16 protein-coding genes are annotated in these 15811 nt (G+C 41.9%); 7 read left to right on the top strand and 9 right to left on the bottom strand.

The window, feature by feature from the left end:
* Positions 1–65 precede the first annotated feature (65 nt).
* Positions 66–1535 (top strand): aminotransferase class I/II-fold pyridoxal phosphate-dependent enzyme, encoded by a 1470-nt coding sequence (locus J7E38_RS05330; protein WP_214703666.1) that lies wholly within the window; start codon positions 66–68, stop codon positions 1533–1535.
* A 218-nt stretch (positions 1536–1753) separates the two neighbouring features.
* Here the strand turns inward: J7E38_RS05330 and J7E38_RS05325 are convergent, their stop codons facing one another.
* Positions 1754–1876 carry a GapA-binding peptide SR1P gene (locus J7E38_RS05325; RefSeq protein WP_079508283.1) on the bottom strand — a complete coding sequence of 41 codons (123 nt, stop codon included), beginning with the start codon at positions 1874–1876 and terminating at the stop codon, positions 1754–1756.
* 333 nt (positions 1877–2209) lie between these two features.
* On the bottom strand, positions 2210–2509 hold the full coding sequence (locus J7E38_RS05320) for a DUF3055 domain-containing protein (protein ID WP_214703664.1): 300 nt from the start codon (positions 2507–2509) through the stop codon (positions 2210–2212).
* Positions 2510–2668: 159 nt separating this feature from the next.
* On the opposite strand from J7E38_RS05320, the gene J7E38_RS05315 reads away from it, so the two are divergent.
* On the top strand, positions 2669–3103 hold the full coding sequence (locus J7E38_RS05315; RefSeq protein ID WP_214703661.1) for a DUF1885 family protein: 435 nt from the start codon (positions 2669–2671) through the stop codon (positions 3101–3103).
* Between the two features lie 28 nt (positions 3104–3131).
* Here the strand turns inward: J7E38_RS05315 and J7E38_RS05310 are convergent, their stop codons facing one another.
* Complete coding sequence (locus tag J7E38_RS05310; RefSeq protein ID WP_214703659.1) at positions 3132–4007, bottom strand: polysaccharide deacetylase family protein; 876 nt, start codon at positions 4005–4007, stop codon at positions 3132–3134.
* A 532-nt stretch (positions 4008–4539) separates the two neighbouring features.
* On the opposite strand from J7E38_RS05310, the gene J7E38_RS05305 reads away from it, so the two are divergent.
* Positions 4540–4917, top strand: coding sequence for a hypothetical protein (locus J7E38_RS05305; RefSeq protein WP_214703657.1), 378 nt, complete (start codon positions 4540–4542; stop codon positions 4915–4917).
* 41 nt (positions 4918–4958) lie between these two features.
* On the opposite strand, the gene lpdA is transcribed toward J7E38_RS05305, so the two are convergent.
* The 5 genes from lpdA to J7E38_RS05280 all read right to left on the bottom strand — a co-directional run bounded on the left by lpdA (position 4959) and on the right by J7E38_RS05280 (position 11293).
* Entirely contained in the window at positions 4959–6368 is a 1410-nt protein-coding gene (gene lpdA, locus J7E38_RS05300) for a dihydrolipoyl dehydrogenase (RefSeq protein ID WP_214703655.1), read from the bottom strand.
* 3 nt (positions 6369–6371) lie between these two features.
* Entirely contained in the window at positions 6372–7727 is a 1356-nt protein-coding gene (locus tag J7E38_RS05295; RefSeq protein WP_214703653.1) for a dihydrolipoamide acetyltransferase family protein, read from the bottom strand.
* Positions 7728–7770: 43 nt separating this feature from the next.
* Entirely contained in the window at positions 7771–8748 is a 978-nt protein-coding gene (locus J7E38_RS05290) for an alpha-ketoacid dehydrogenase subunit beta (RefSeq protein ID WP_214703651.1), read from the bottom strand.
* A 3-nt stretch (positions 8749–8751) separates the two neighbouring features.
* On the bottom strand, positions 8752–9867 hold the full coding sequence (gene pdhA / locus J7E38_RS05285) for a pyruvate dehydrogenase (acetyl-transferring) E1 component subunit alpha (protein ID WP_214703650.1): 1116 nt from the start codon (positions 9865–9867) through the stop codon (positions 8752–8754).
* A gap of 751 nt (positions 9868–10618) precedes the next feature.
* Complete coding sequence (locus J7E38_RS05280; protein WP_214703649.1) at positions 10619–11293, bottom strand: YkyA family protein; 675 nt, start codon at positions 11291–11293, stop codon at positions 10619–10621.
* Positions 11294–11540: 247 nt separating this feature from the next.
* Between J7E38_RS05280 and J7E38_RS05275 the strand changes: the two genes are divergently transcribed.
* Together J7E38_RS05275 and def are read left to right on the top strand one after the other, a co-directional pair.
* Complete coding sequence (locus J7E38_RS05275; RefSeq protein WP_214703648.1) at positions 11541–11669, top strand: YjcZ family sporulation protein; 129 nt, start codon at positions 11541–11543, stop codon at positions 11667–11669.
* A gap of 116 nt (positions 11670–11785) precedes the next feature.
* Positions 11786–12340 (top strand): peptide deformylase, encoded by a 555-nt coding sequence (gene def, locus J7E38_RS05270; protein WP_214703646.1) that lies wholly within the window; start codon positions 11786–11788, stop codon positions 12338–12340.
* Positions 12341–12402: 62 nt separating this feature from the next.
* Here the strand turns inward: def and J7E38_RS05265 are convergent, their stop codons facing one another.
* Positions 12403–13173 (bottom strand): Cof-type HAD-IIB family hydrolase, encoded by a 771-nt coding sequence (locus J7E38_RS05265; RefSeq protein WP_214703644.1) that lies wholly within the window; start codon positions 13171–13173, stop codon positions 12403–12405.
* Between the two features lie 630 nt (positions 13174–13803).
* Between J7E38_RS05265 and J7E38_RS05260 the strand changes: the two genes are divergently transcribed.
* Together J7E38_RS05260 and rnjA are read left to right on the top strand one after the other, a co-directional pair.
* Entirely contained in the window at positions 13804–14016 is a 213-nt protein-coding gene (locus J7E38_RS05260; protein ID WP_214703642.1) for a DNA-dependent RNA polymerase subunit epsilon, read from the top strand.
* Between the two features lie 3 nt (positions 14017–14019).
* The gene (rnjA, locus tag J7E38_RS05255; RefSeq protein WP_214703639.1) at positions 14020–15687 is read left to right on the top strand and encodes a ribonuclease J1; all 1668 of its coding nucleotides are present in this window, start codon (positions 14020–14022) and stop codon (positions 15685–15687) included.
* Positions 15688–15811: the final 124 nt, after the last annotated feature.

Below are 15811 nucleotides of genomic sequence, written 5' to 3'. Positions count from 1 at the left end.
AAAGCTGAAAAATCATCATTACCTATAAAAGGGAATCCAATACATTAAAGAGGTGTGATTATCAATTGTCACAAAACGAAACACCACTATTCACTAACCTGTTAAAACACGCAGAAAAGAACCCGATTCAATTTCATATACCTGGACATAAGAAAGGCAGCGGAATCGATCCTGAGTTCCGTGATTTCATCGGCGATAATGCCCTGTCAATTGACTTGATCAATATCGGCCCGCTTGACGATCTTCATTCACCAAAAGGAATCATCAAGCAGGCACAGGAGTTGGCTGCTGAAGCTTTTGGCGCTGACCACACTTTCTTTTCAGTACAGGGGACAAGCGGAGCGATTATGACGATGATCATGACTGTATGCGGCCCTGGAGATAAAATCATCGTTCCGCGGAACGTGCACAAATCAATCATGTCCGCCATCGTTTTTTCCGGCGCTATTCCGATCTTCATTCATCCAGAGATCGATAAAAAATTAGGAATTTCCCACGGCATCTCAACAGATTCTGTTGAAAAAGCTCTTGAGCAGCATCCCGACGCAAAAGGTTTACTGGTAATTAATCCAACATACTTCGGCTTTGCTGCCGATTTGAAGAAGATTGTGGAGATTGCTCATTCTTATGATGTTCCGGTACTTGTGGATGAAGCGCACGGTGTTCACATCCATTTCCATGAGGATCTTCCGCTTTCCGCCATGCAGGCAGGTGCCGATATGGCTGCAACCAGTGTGCACAAGCTTGGCGGTTCGATGACGCAAAGCTCTATCTTGAATGTTAAAGAAGGCCTGGTTTCGGCCAAGCGTGTCCAATCGATCATCAGCATGCTGACGACCACTTCTACATCATACCTGCTCCTTGCATCCCTGGATACGGCACGGAGAAGGCTTGCAACTGAAGGAAGGGACATTATTGACAGAACGATTAAATTAGCTCAATGGATTCGTGGGCAGGTAAACGAAATCGAACATCTCTACTGTCCTGGTGAAGACCTGCTTGGTACAAATGCGACATATGATTTTGATCCAACAAAAGTTCTAATCAGCATCAAGGATCTAAATATCACAGGATACGAGGTCGAAAATTGGCTTCGAGAAAAATATAATATCGAAGTCGAACTCTCTGATTTGTATAATATCCTGTGTATCATCACACCTGGAGACACACAAAAAGAAGCTGAAATTCTTGTTGAGGCTTTGCGTGAACTTTCAAAGGAATTCCACCACCTGGCTGAGAAGGTCCATGCTGAGGTTATGCTGCCTGATATTCCATTATTGGCTCTGACACCTAGAGACGCATTTTACGCCGATACAGAGGTTGTTCCTGTCGAGGAATCAGAAGGACGGATCATTGCCGAATTCGTTATGGTGTATCCTCCAGGAATCCCAATTTTCATCCCGGGCGAAATCATCACGAAAGAAAACCTTGTATATATCAAGACTAATATGGAAGCAGGCCTTCCTGTACAAGGACCTGAGGATGATGAACTTAAATCATTCCGAGTGATCAAGGAACACAAAGCGATCAGATAAGAACAAAAAGCGCAAGCGCCTTGTTCAGCCCCGACAAGCGCTGGAGGGCCTGCCAGTGAAGTCGTTCTTTGACTTCATTGGCAGGACCGAAGCGTCTCGAGGGGCTAGGCGCTGGAGTTGGATTAAGACTCCCATATGTAGTTATCTACACAAAATACTTTTATAATTTCCTAACCAAAAAAGAAGGGCATGCAGTGTGCATGCCCTTTTGTCTATTCTTATCTTTCTTCTGCACCTTCATGGTCGCAGCAGTTGCATTTTTTTGAATATAACACCGTTACTTTCTCATCTTCGAAATGGTCAATTGTAGAATTGCAAGTTTGACAAACGATTGTGCCCATCTTTTCAAACCCCTTTTCATTTGAATTTTGAAAGCGCTTTAACATCTTCTGTTTATATAATAATATAACATTATTAAGATTTCAAGCCTAAATTGTATAACACTTTTTATTTTTTATAGGTAATTTATGTAATACTCACACACAATATATGTTTCACTGTCAATTAGTATGACACTTTTAATTTTTAGCCTCTGTTTTTTCTTTCGAGGGTTATAATTATGTGGACGTGTCTGCTTGCATTAAGTAATCCTTGATTAAAATGAAAAGACCTATCTGGTAAAGTTTTCCCAAAAATTAAAACAGACCTGCAGCAGGCCTGTTCTCTTCATAACCTTATTCATATTGAGTTTGGAATGGGGCTGTTGGCAATTCTTCGTTAAAAAACAGCGCAAGATCCTCAGCCTGCCGGACTTCTGTAATGTGGAATGCTTTCTGTAAATATTCTATGTCTTCTATGTCCTTTGGGTCGAGGAGTGCCGAACGCCCTGTCTGCATGCAGACGACAAGCGGTTTTCCGAAAAACATATTGGTATACACGATCCCAAAGTCATAACGGGTGTCATAGGTGGTAAACCCCACAAACCTGACATGAACCTTTTCGTGCTCATCATAAAGCTTTTCGAATAGTTCCATATGCCTCCTCCTTTAAAACTAAATATTTAGAATATTATTATAATTCATTTTTGACAAAAAGGCAAGTGCTCACAAAGCTAAAAAGCTTTTATTCTATTGTCAACACTTTTTCAGGAGTGATAAAATGGGAAGGAATAGATAGGAAAAGGGGATTGGACGATGTCTAGTAATGCTTATATAAAACTTGTTCCATCATCATCTCAGCAAGCCATTTCCACCGAAGAACTGAAAGATTTATTTAATTATTACAAAGAAATCACCTCAAAGACAGGCGATCAGGTTGACTGGAATTATGAAAACTCAGCGTTTCCATATGAAATGAAGGAAAAAGAAGATGGCAAAGGTACATGGTTTTACCTGCAATCATCACAAGACCGTTACAATGCAATTCTGATCGGCATTGACAAAGAAAGCGTTGTCACTGAGGACGGCACTGAACGCGAACAATCATACATACAAATCACACTTCCTCCAACTGCAACTGCTGGCGATAAGGGCAAAGCAAACGAATTCAGCAAGTTTATCGGAAAAAAATTGCAGGGTGAATTGCACTTATTCAATGGGAGAATCATGTACTTCTATCCTCGCAAATAATATCATCCATCAAAAAACGAAACGGCTGCTATTGAGCAGCCGTTTCGCTGTTTGCTGGCGTTTCTATTTGTGACGGATCAACAATTTTATATCCTTTATTTTGAAGTCCGTTCACGATATCTCTCAATGCCTCGCTTGTCCATTTCCTGTCATGCATGAGCAGATTTGCACCATTTCTCAAAAATGGAGTATTGATCATGATATCAGCCAGGGCGTCCCTGGATTGATAGTCTTTCTTCCAATCGTATCCATAGGTCCAGTTCATGACCAGCATTTTTTCGTCAGCAGCAAGCTGCTTGCTGTAATCCGTATTCATCCCAAACGGCGCCCTGAAAAATTGTGGCCTTTCGCCAATCAGCTCTTCCACCCGGTCATTCAGGTCTACAATTTCTTTTCTTTGCTGTTCTTCTGATAAGTCCTGCAATGATTTGTGGTTATATGTATGGTTGCCAATCATAAAGCCCATCTGATGAATTTCCTTCAAGACTTCCCCTTCTTCTGGTGTATCAAGAAAATGCCCATTCACAAAAAAGATCGCTTTAACATTTAACTCCTTTAATGTTTTCGCCATCTCAAGAGCATTTTTATCAGGAGCATCATCGATCGTCAGCAAAACTATTTTTTCATCCGGATTTTCAATATTCTCGATTGAAAAGTCCGTTTTCATCCGATACTGTGGTGTGCTTTGTTCCACGTCCACGCTCTCTTGAACTTCTTCTTCTGGTGTTTCCTCTGTTGACTCTGCATTTCTGTTTTCCGATGGTTTCTCAGCTGCTTTTTCTTCAGGATCGACTTTTTCTTCCTTCACTTCATTATTCTCTTTTGGCTTCTGAGCTTCTCCTGCCGCACTGCAGCCAGCTAGCAATAACGATGCAGTGAGCATATATGATATCGTTCTATTCAACCCTTTTCCCCTCCTGCTGGTGTATCTCGCTGACAATACTGATGGATTTATGGCGTTCCTACTGAAAATGTTATCCCGTATTACATAATAAGAGACATTGTTAAATGAAATGACACATACAGAGCAAGACTTAATATCGTGATTAAAAATGTTTTCCTTGCCGATTTCATTATATAATTTCCAATTATTATTGCCAGATAAAAAAACACAACGAACATAATACCATTATAAATCGGATGATCGTGTTTGGATAGCCATTCCGTTAAGGTATATCCACTCCATATGAGTGATTGAAGCAGTAAAACAGTATACACCTTCAAACCCTCCACCACCATGTCTAGTTTATCTTTCCCGACCAGCAAACTGCTAAACATCTGATCTTTTTTACTAGTATATGTCCAGTACGGAAGGATATTTTTCAATTATGTAACATTTCAATAACATTCCATTCTTTTGGAAATTGCTGTGATAGAATATGGACAACTAGTTACCCTAGAGGAAACATAATCTGATAAAAGTGAGGCAAAGATAAATGAAAAGCTTATCTTTTGTTTTTGTCGCTACGTTCCTTTTTCTGACGGCTTCATGCAATCCAGTCAACAATTCAGACAAACTTGTGCTGAACGAAGATATAAAACAGGTTGTCTTCTTTTCTGATGAAAAGAATTACAAGAAAGAATCATCCTATTATGATGCAATCATAGAGTTAAAGAAGGAATATCCGGCAGAATTTAATAACATTGTTGTCATTCCAGCTGCAAATGCGAACCAATACCATGATCTTTTGAAAGAGAAAAAGTTCCCGGCCATCCTGATTGTCCATCGCGACCAAGTGCTCGCGAATGTAAATGGAAGTGTCACAAAAGAACAGATCATCGAGCCGATCTCTGCTGTTTTGAATAACGAATAAAAAAATCCTTCCCATTATGGAAAGGATTTTTTTATTTTAATTTATTTTATGATATGAATTGGATTTCCAAGCGCAACTTCTGCTGCTTCCATCGTAATTTCACCTAATGTTGGGTGAGCGTGGATGGTCATTGCAAGATCCTCAGCAGTCATGCCTGCTTCGATTGCCAAACCAAGTTCAGCAATCATGTCGGAAGCATTAGGACCAGCGATTTGCGCACCTACTACAATATCATCTTCCTTGCGTGTGATCAGCTTCAGGAAGCCGTCTGTCTGGTTAAGTGATAGTGCACGGCCGTTTGCAGCAAATGGGAACTTCGCTGCTTTAACATCGATGCCAGCATCTTTCGCTTCTTTTTCAGAATAACCAACAGAAGCTAATTCTGGATCTGAGAACACGACTGCAGGGATTGCCAGGTAATCGATTTCTGAAGGGTGTCCAGCGATTGCCTCAGCAGCAATCTTACCTTCGTAAGATGCCTTATGAGCCAGTGGCGGTCCTTCAACAATGTCGCCAATTGCGTAAATGTTGCTGACATTTGTGCGGCATTGCTTGTCAATTTTGATTACACCACGATCAGTCATTTCAATTCCTACTTGCTCAAGGCCAAGTTCGTCAGTGTTTGGCTTTCTGCCTACCATGACAAATACGTAGTCTGCTTCGACTTTTTGCTCTTCACCTTTTACTTCATAGGTCACAGTTACGCCTGTTTCAGTTTCTTCAACACCCTTGGCAAGGGCCTTCGTAATCACTTCAGCACCCTTTTTCTTAAGGTTCTTTTTCACAAGTGAAGACATTTGCTTTTCGAAACCATTCAGGATTTCGTCAGCGCCTTCCAGGATGGTAACCTTCGTGCCGAAGCTTGCATATGCACCGCCAAGCTCTGTGCCGATATAGCCTCCGCCGATGACAACAATGCTCTCAGGAAGCTCCTGAAGATTCAATGCACCAGTAGAATCAAGTACACGCTTAGAGAATTTGAAAGCCGGAATCTCGATTGGGCGAGATCCAGTAGCAAGGATAGCGTTCTTGAAAGTATATGTCTGTGCTGAATTTTCATCCATCACACGAATTGTATTGGCATCCACGAAGTACGCTTCGCCTTTAACAATGTCGATTTTGTTGCCTTTCAACAATCCTTCAACGCCGCCAGTCAATTTCTTGACTACTCCTGCTTTGAACTCTTGTACTTTTGAAAAATCAAGCGTCACGTTTTCTGCTTTAACGCCCATGTCTTCTGAGTGCTTTGCGTTTTCAAATCTGTGACCAGCTGAAATCAAAGCTTTAGAAGGAATACAGCCGACGTTGAGGCAGACACCGCCAAGAACCGCTTTTTCTACGATTGTTACTTTTTGGCCCAGCTGGGCAGCGCGAATGGCTGCCACATATCCGCCAGGACCGGCACCGATGACAAGAGTATCAGTTTCGATTGGAAAATCTCCTACTACCATTTATTACCCCTCCATTAACAATAGTTCTGGATCGTTCAACAGGCGTTTAATGTGATTCAATGCGTTCTGTGCCGTTGCACCGTCGATCATGCGGTGATCGAAGCTTAAAGATAAAGCTAGTACTGGAGCGGCAACGATCTCTCCATCTTTGACAACAGGCTTTTCTGCAATACGGCCAATTCCAAGGATGGCAACTTCCGGATGGTTGATTACTGGAGTGAACCATTGTCCGCCAGCAGAACCGATGTTTGAGATTGTGCAAGAAGCACCCTTCATTTCATCTGGAGCAAGTTTGCCATCACGAGCTTTTCCGGCAAGTTCATTGATCTCATTTGAGACTGAGAATACAGACTTACGATCTGCATTTTTAACGACCGGTACGAGCAAGCCTTTGTCAGTATCAGCAGCAATACCGATATTGTAGTAGTGCTTGTGAACGATCTCGCTTGTGGCATCATCCAATGATGTGTTCAATGCTGGATATTCACGAAGTGCACTTGTTAAAGCTTTTACCACATAAGGAAGGAATGTAAGCTTAATTCCCTTTTCAGCAGCCACTTCTTTGAACTTCTTGCGGTGTGCAACAAGTTTCGATACATCCACTTCGTCCATCAATGTAACGTGTGGAGCTGTATGCTTAGAGTTAACCATTGCCTTGGCAATCGCTTTTCTGATACCGCTCATCTTCTCGCGAGTCTCAGGGTATTGTCCTTCTGGGATAGCCTGAGCTGCTGCTTTAGGAGCTGCTTCCGCTTCTGGTGCCTGTGCTTGGTCAGCCTGCGGTGCAGCAGCTGCTGCAGGGGCTCCTCCGCTTAAGAAGCTGTCGACATCGTTTTTCAGGATGCGGCCATTTTTTCCTGATCCAGCAACCTGGCGAATATCAACGCCTTTTTCACGTGCATATTTACGAACAGATGGCATTGCCACGATGCGGCGGTTAGGATCCACTTCTGCCTGTGGTGCAGCGGCTGCGCCAGCACCAGTTGCGCCTGCAGGAGCAGGTGCTTCTGTTGCTTCTTTTTCGACTTTCTGCCCAGCCTCCATTGTAGATTGAACCTGTGCTTCTGTTTTCTCAGCTGGAGCATCTTCATCTTCACCTTTGAACTTCAGGTCTTCATATCCCGGTGCGTCAAACGTTACGAGAACCTGTCCAACTGTTGCAACTGTTCCTTCTTCAACTAAAACTTCTTCGACTGTACCAGCGACAGGGGAAGGAATTTCTACTACCGCTTTATCATTTTGTACTTCGCAAAGTACATCGTCTTCCTGAACTTTATCGCCAGGTTTTACGAACCATTTGACGATTTCACCTTCGTGAATACCTTCACCGATGTCTGGCAGCTTAAATTGGAATGCCAATGGAATTCACCCTCCTAAGTTTTTTCGATTCTGTTTGCTTATTTTAGAATTCAAGAACTTTCTTAGCTGTTACGATTACATCCTTATAGTTAGGCAGCCATACAGTTTCTGCCTGGGAGAATGGGAATACTGTGTCAGGTGCAGCCACTCTTAAAACTGGTGCTTCAAGGCTAAGGATAGCGCGGTCATTGATTTCCGCCACAATTTGTCCTGCCATTCCAGCCTGTTTTTGTGCTTCCTGGACAACGATTGCTCTTCCTGTTTTTTCAACAGAAGCAACGATTGTTTCAATATCGAAAGGCATTACAGTCCTTAAGTCGATTACTTCTACAGAATGACCTTCTTTTTCAAGTTCTTCTGCAGCCTTCAGTGATTCATGGACCATTGCTCCATAAGTAATGATGGAAAGGTCTGTACCTTCACGCTTAACCTCGGCTTTTCCAAGAGGGATTGTGTACTCCTCTTCAGGAACTTCCTGACGGAATGAACGGTAGAGCTTCATGTGCTCAAGGAAAATAACTGGATCATTGTCGCGGATCGCTGAAATCAGCAAACCTTTTGCATCATATGGAGTTGAAGGAATAACAACCTTCAAGCCAGGCTGTTGTGCAACCATTCCCTCAAGGCTGTCAGCGTGCATCTCTGGAGTATGTACGCCTCCACCGAATGGTGAACGGATTGTTACAGGTGAACTGTAGCGGCCGCCGGAACGGTAACGCATACGAGCCATTTGACCAGCAATTGAATCCATTACTTCGAACACGAATCCGAAGAACTGGATCTCAGGAACAGGACGGTATCCCTGCAAAGCTAGACCGATTGCCAGTCCGCCAATACCGGATTCTGCAAGCGGAGTATCAAATACGCGATCTTCCCCAAACTCTTTTTGCAGGCCTTCTGTCGCACGGAATACACCGCCGTTTACGCCAACGTCTTCTCCGAATACAAGGACGTTGGGATCGTTTTTCAATTCTACGCGAAGAGCGTCTGTAATTGCTTGAATCATTGTCATTTGAGCCATGGCTTACTTCGACTCCTTCTCTTTGTATATTTCATATTGTTCTTTTAAGTAGTCTGGCATTTCTTCATACATGATCTCCATCAAGTCTGTGACTTTCTGCTTAGGAGTATCATCCGCTTCTTTAATAGCAGTTTTGATTTCTTCTTTTGCTCTTTCGATTGTTTCATTTTCCATCTCTTCAGTCCAAAGGTTCTTCTTCTCGAGGAACTTACGGAAACGGACTAATGGATCTTTCTTTTCCCATTCATTGTCCAAATCAGATGTACGGTAACGAGTTGGGTCATCACCAGCCATTGTATGTGGACCATAACGATAAGTCATAGTTTCAATCAATGTAGGGCCTTCTCCGTTAACTGCACGCTCGCGTGCTTCAAGAGTTACAGCATAAACTGCAAGCGGGTCCATTCCATCTACCTGGATACCAGGGATACCTGCAGCAACAGCTTTTTGAGCAATTGTCTGTGCAGCAGTCTGCTTTTCTACTGGAGTAGAAATTGCGAATCGGTTATTTTGAACGAAGAAGATTGCCGGCGCTTTATAAGCTCCTGCAAAGTTGATTCCTTCGTAGAAGTCACCTTGAGAAGAACCGCCATCACCTGTGTAAGTCACAGCGACTGCTTGAGCTCCGCGTTTTTTCATACCGAGCGCCACACCTGCAGCCTGGATATATTGAGCACCAATGATAATCTGAGGTGAAATGACGTTTACACCTTCAGGTATCTGATTGCCCTTGAAGTGGCCGCGAGAGAACAAGAAAGCCTGTGTAAGCGGAAGACCATGCCAAATCATCTGTGGCACATCACGGTATCCCGGAAGAATAAAGTCTTCTTTTTCAAGTGCGAATTGGGATGCAAGCTGGGAAGCTTCCTGACCTGCTGTAGGAGCGTAGAAACCAAGACGTCCCTGGCGATTCAATGAAATTGAACGCTGGTCCAAAATCCTCGTGTAAACCATACGCTTCATCAATTCTTGTAATTGCTCGTCCGAAAGTTCAGGCATTGCCGCTTCATTAACGACTTCGCCCTCTTCATTTAAAATCTGGAACATTTCAAATTGGCTTTCGATCTTTTCGAGCTGCTTCTTTGCATCAGTAGTGTTATTTTTCGTTTTAGATGCCATCAGAGCCACCTCTTCCTTTCTAACTCATAAATTTTATTAAATATACAAAAATAGGTTACCCAATAACAGGATTAATTTCCCCGGGTTCTAAAAATACATCTTGAGCGGAATCGATCAACTTATTTATGGCAGAACACAAGGGGCTCAAGCATCTCTGGCTGAAGCCGCATGTGGACACACCATTCTATAGTTTTCCACAGATGCACAATAAAAAAACTTATATTTCTCCATTCCAGCTTCCTGAATTCTGTATTAGTAAAATCCATAAATAGAGTAATACAATTCGCTCATTCGTTTTTTAGTTTACATCACGAAAATAACTCCGTCAAATACTATGTTTTATCTTTTTTAATTTTAATCATCATCGTTATGTTATTATCCTGAAAAAGCAACTGTATCACTCTTCGATAATTACTGTACTATAATAAATTACTTTTAATTCAAACTGTATTAATGCTAAATACCAAGCTTTTATCCTCCAAATCAAACAAATGCAAGTCGGTCGTTTTAAATCCAGGCTCTGTTAAACAAGACTGTTGATTTTCGTTCCAGGCACTTCGCTTTCCGCTGGAAGTATAATGAAAAAGCCCCACTGCCGGCTTTTTCAAAAGGCAATTCTTCCTGGTTGGCGCTGAGCCTTCTGGTCTTCCATTACAATCAACAGGCGTAAAACAACATCGTGCTTTAAGAGAGCATAAATCAAAAGCAACAAAAAAACCGCTTTGGATTAAAAGCGGTTTTAGTTCTATTCCTATTCTTCCTTATCCGGGCTTACTTCTATTCCGGCTTTTTTATAAAAAGCCAGTTTTTCTTTATTATACTGGTCCGTTTTATCATTGAATTCCTGGTTGTCCTTCAGTACGGTCTCATATATCTCATTTACTTTATTAATTTGCTCTTCCAGGTGATCAAAGCTTAATTCCTTATCCTTCAGCATTTCATAAAGCTCTTTATCGTATTGGAGACCTAGTTTGTAGTTTTTGTACAGGTCATCATGGATTTCATACCGTTCATTCATTGTGGCCTTTAATTTATTTGCCTGCTTCTTTAGGTTTGGATCCTCAATCTCTTCAATAATTTGGTCGATTTTCTTGAATTCTTTCCGTGATTCGTCAATACTTTCTTTTTCTTTATCAATATGCTCTGCACGTTTGTCGGCGTTAGCCAATGCCTCATCAGCCAGTTTTACGATTTGGTCATATTCCTTCATGCCAAGCGAAATGATTTTTTCATATATTTCCTTTTCCTTCTTTTCCAGCTCTACAAGCGGATCCTGCTGATCCTCAAATGTCTTTTCAATTGAAACGACCTTTTCAAGCTCTTCGAACATCTTTTCTTCAGGTGATTGCTTGTCCAAACACCCAGCCAGACTAAAAACTCCAGCCATCATGATCATAGCTAAACTTATTTTTTTGAATATGGACAAAATAATAACCTCCTCATAGATACCAATTTTACTATATCGATTGCGGCGAGATTTGACAATAGAAATGAAATTTCGCATATTCTTTATCCATCATGGAAGTGGAATGAGCTTGTCCTTTCCCTAAATATATTCAAACATAAAGTGGTTTATGCTTTGGGCTTGAGCCTATACCTTCTTATTTCTTTTGCATAGGCTATAGCAATCGACCCGAATTGCGGGCGAATCATACTATAGAGGAGGTTTCCATATGTACGGATACGGATATGGATGTGGTGGATATCCTGTTGCAGGAGTAGGTTATCGCGGCGGCTTCGCATTGATTGTCGTGTTGTTTATCCTTCTGATCATCGTTGGATGCGCCTGCTGGAAATTTTAATTGGAAAGAGTAAAGGGAGAAGGGATTCTTGTCCCTCTCTCTTTTCATGTTTTCTAGTTAACTTTTCGTAATACATTTGTTAGACTTAACATTATTACATACCAGAGGTGAAATATATGTTGACGATGGATGATATCGTCCGTGATGGACATCCTGCGCTCCGAAAAGTTGCAGAAGAAGTTTCCATGCCTCCTTCACAGGAAGATAAAGAAATACTCCAAAGCCTGATTGAATACGTGATAAACAGCCAGGATCCTGAGATCGCACAAAAACATGGACTGCGCCCGGGAATCGGTCTTGCTGCTCCTCAGATAAATGTGACGAAAAGAATGATTGCTGTGCATTTGACGGATGAGAAGGACAACTTGATCAGCTATGCCCTTTTCAACCCCAAAATCATCAGTCATTCAGTAGAACAATCTTATCTGGCAGCTGGCGAAGGCTGTCTCTCAGTAGATGAGTCGATCCCCGGTTATGTGCCAAGATATGCAAGAATCACTGTAAGAGGAATCGACCTTGAAGGAAACGAAGTGAAGATACGTCTCAAAGGCCTTCCCGCTATTGTCTTCCAGCATGAAATCGACCACTTGAACGGAATCATGTTTTACGATCATATCAATAAGCAGGATCCATATGCCGACATACCGAATGCTGTCCCAGTAGAACGGTAAAAAGCCGAATCTGATTAGATTCGGCTTTTTTTGTGAAGCAGTATTAATGCTAATTATTAACTCTAGATCAAATTCAACTTTTTCAAGCCATGCCATATCCCATCATCATCAACATCACGGGTCATCATATTCGCCAGTTCCTTTAGTTGTGGCACAGCATTGCCCATGGCGACACCTGTTCCCACAGCTTCCAGCATTTCCAGGTCATTAAGTCCATCGCCGAATGCATAGACGTCCTCGGGCTTGAAACCTAACCGTTCGACCATCTTCTTAATACCTTCCGCCTTTGACCCACCTGCAGGAAGAACATCAACTGAATAAGGATGCCATCTGATAAAAGTAAACTCCGGATAATTTTCCCGGTAAAACTCCTCCCTACCTTCTTCACAAAAAAGAAGGGTTTGGAACAAGTCCCTGTCAACATAAAATCTGTCATCCTGCTCCGGATGGGCAAATTTCAATCCACCCAGGCTCGTTTCGATAAAATGGTGATGCTTTACAGATGACTTCATCGTCTGATGATTCATAAATACGACCGGGTGACCCTGGTCTTTAGCCTCTTTGTAAAGTTCCTCTATTTTTTGGTTGTTCAAAGGGTTTTTATAAATTGGCTCCCCTTCAAACACCACGTATTGTCCATTAAAGCTTACAAAAGAATCGATATCCAGCTCTTTTCTGAGGTTTTCAAACATGAATGGAGCTCTTCCAGTAGCAATCGCTACGAATATACCGTTTTCCTTCAGCTTTTCAAGTGCCTCCTTTGTGGAGGCAGGCAGATTTTTATCATGGTCCAATAGTGTACCATCAATATCAAAAAATACGATTTTGCTCATGATTTTCTCCTTCGATGCTCTCTCTTATAGAAAGTATTTTCCCAACCATTGGGTTTTTTTATGTAATCCCGGTAGTCTACCAAATCGCACAGTGCATGTACAGAAAAATGCAGTATAAAAGTGTGTCAAATAAATGACAATTTATGTCATTCCATCAATATCCATGAAAAAATTTGCTATTTCATCATATAATATAAACAAAAAGATAGGAATTTGAAAAATAATCTTTGCTAAACTTTTCCTTGTTTACTTTACATTGGACAAGGATAGTTTAAAATAAGAATTAAGGAGATGATCCACTATGTTAAAGAAGCTAAGAAAGAAGCTTTTGAAACAGTGGAAAGATTTGCTTCGTAAAAAAACAATCGCTTAACTTTTTGAGCCCTTCAAACTTGCGAAGGGCTCCTTCCTTATTGTAAATTGGTTAATAGCGGAAAACACGCACGGTTGATAATAACAATGGTAACATTGTCATTTTATATAGGGCTGAGATTTAATTGATTTCAAAGCCATCAAACAATCCGGCATTGCATATGCTGCAATCCAGCCGGAATTCGGCAGATAATGAAATCGGTTTTATGAAGGGCATCCTGTAAAATAGAAAAGTTTATTTAAGGAGAGAGATTTTTAATGATTTATAAAGTTTACTTCCAGGAATCCAACAAGCAAGTACCAGTTCGTGAAAAGACACAGACTATTTATGTTGAAGCCGGCTCTGAAAGAGAAGTACGGACAAAAATTGTTGACCGCCAGTATAACATCGAATATGTCGAGGCAGTTGAGGGTAACTATTTGGAGTATGAGAAACAAAAAGAAGACTTTGAAGTATTGGAGATCGAATAATTTATGAAATTCGTAAAAAATGACCAAACAGCCGTTTTCGCGCTCGGAGGATTGGGCGAAATCGGCAAGAACACGTATGGCGTGCAGTTTCAGGATGAAATCATTTTGATAGATGCAGGCATCAAATTCCCTGAGGATGAATTGCTGGGAATTGATTATGTTATTCCTGACTATTCCTATCTTGTAAAAAATGAAGACAAAATCAAAGGCCTGTTCATTACTCACGGCCACGAAGACCACATCGGCGGCATCCCTTATTTGCTTCGTGAAATCAATGTCCCGATTTATGGCGGAAAACTGGCACTCGGCCTTATCAAAAACAAGCTTGAAGAACATGGTCTGCTGCGAAAGGCCAAGCTGATAGAAATCAAGGAAGATGATATCATCAAATTCCGCAAGACATCTGTTACGTTCTTCAGGACAACACACAGCATTCCTGATTCCTATGGGGTCGTTGTAAAAACACCACCAGGGCAAATCGTCCACACCGGTGATTTTAAATTTGACTTTACCCCGGTCGGTGAGCCGGCCAACCTTACAAAAATGGCTGAAATCGGCAAAGAAGGCGTCCTATGCTTGCTATCTGATAGTACAAATGCCGAGGTGCCTAATTTCACAATGTCTGAACGCCGTGTAGGTGAGAGCATTCAAGATATTTTCCGTAAGGTTGACGGACGGGTCATATTCGCAACTTTTGCTTCGAACATACATAGACTGCAGCAAGTTACCGAAGCCGCAGTCGCAAATGGCAGAAAAGTTGCCGTGTTCGGCAGAAGCATGGAATCAGCGATTACAATTGGACAAGATCTTGGCTATATTAATGCTCCAAAGGATACATTCATCGATGCACAGCAGATCAACAGGCTGCCTGCCAACCAGGTCACGATCCTCTGTACCGGAAGCCAGGGCGAGCCAATGGCCGCTTTATCACGTATTGCAAACGGTACACACCGTCAAATCCAGATTCAGCCTGGCGATACAGTTGTCTTTTCTTCTTCCCCTATTCCTGGGAATACGATCAGCGTCAACAGGACCATCAACTTGCTGTCCCGTGCTGGTGCTGATGTCATCCATGGTCCATTGAATGATATCCATACTTCGGGTCATGGCGGTCAGGAAGAACAAAAATTGATGCTGCGACTGATTAAACCGAAATACTTCATGCCAATCCATGGTGAATTCCGTATGCAGAAGATGCATAGCAAGCTTGCTGCCGATTGCGGAGTGCCAGAAGAAAATTGCTTCATAATGGACAATGGTGAAGTTCTTGCTCTAGGCGACAATGAGGTCGGTGTGGCTGGCAAAATCCCATCTGGCAATGTGTATATTGACGGAAGCGGAGTAGGCGACATCGGCAATATCGTTCTTCGCGACCGCCGCATTCTATCAGAAGAAGGCCTTGTCGTTGTAGTGGTAAGCATCAATATGAAGGAATTCAAGATTGCCGCTGGCCCTGACCTGATTTCACGCGGATTTGTTTATATGAGAGAATCCGGGGATCTGATCAATGATGCGCAAAGCTTGATCAGTAAACACTTGAATAAAGTGATGGAAAGAAAAACTACTCAGTGGTCTGAAATCAAAAATGAAATCACTGATACACTTGCACCATTCCTATACGAAAAGACAAAACGCCGCCCAATGATCCTGCCGATCATCATGGAGGTGTAGCAAAAAAACCGTTGCGATCATCGCAGCGGTTTTTTTATAAATATAGTTCAGTTATCTCCCCGAAAAGAGTTTCGGTACGTCTAGACATGCTGAAACTGTATTAATTCGATAGGCAGCAATCACT

The sequence above is a fragment of the Bacillus sp. ISL-35 genome (assembly GCF_018613355.1).
GTDB lineage: Bacteria > Bacillota > Bacilli > Bacillales > Cytobacillaceae > Mesobacillus.
Note: the sequence above shows the minus strand (reverse complement) of the source record. Positions and strands in the feature narration are given on the sequence as shown.

Coding starts and splice junctions, on each gene's coding strand:
- J7E38_RS05325 (WP_079508283.1), bottom strand. CDS start 1,876: ATGGGCACAATCGTTTGTCAAACTTGCAATTCTACAATTGACCATTTC.
- J7E38_RS05320 (WP_214703664.1), bottom strand. CDS start 2,509: ATGGAACTATTCGAAAAGCTTTATGATGAGCACGAAAAGGTTCATGTC.
- J7E38_RS05315 (WP_214703661.1), top strand. CDS start 2,669: ATGTCTAGTAATGCTTATATAAAACTTGTTCCATCATCATCTCAGCAA.
- J7E38_RS05305 (WP_214703657.1), top strand. CDS start 4,540: ATGAAAAGCTTATCTTTTGTTTTTGTCGCTACGTTCCTTTTTCTGACG.
- lpdA (WP_214703655.1), bottom strand. CDS start 6,368: ATGGTAGTAGGAGATTTTCCAATCGAAACTGATACTCTTGTCATCGGT.
- J7E38_RS05290 (WP_214703651.1), bottom strand. CDS start 8,748: ATGGCTCAAATGACAATGATTCAAGCAATTACAGACGCTCTTCGCGTA.
- pdhA (WP_214703650.1), bottom strand. CDS start 9,867: ATGGCATCTAAAACGAAAAATAACACTACTGATGCAAAGAAGCAGCTC.
- J7E38_RS05275 (WP_214703648.1), top strand. CDS start 11,541: ATGTACGGATACGGATATGGATGTGGTGGATATCCTGTTGCAGGAGTA.
- def (WP_214703646.1), top strand. CDS start 11,786: ATGTTGACGATGGATGATATCGTCCGTGATGGACATCCTGCGCTCCGA.
- J7E38_RS05265 (WP_214703644.1), bottom strand. CDS start 13,173: ATGAGCAAAATCGTATTTTTTGATATTGATGGTACACTATTGGACCAT.
- J7E38_RS05260 (WP_214703642.1), top strand. CDS start 13,804: ATGATTTATAAAGTTTACTTCCAGGAATCCAACAAGCAAGTACCAGTT.
- rnjA (WP_214703639.1), top strand. CDS start 14,020: ATGAAATTCGTAAAAAATGACCAAACAGCCGTTTTCGCGCTCGGAGGA.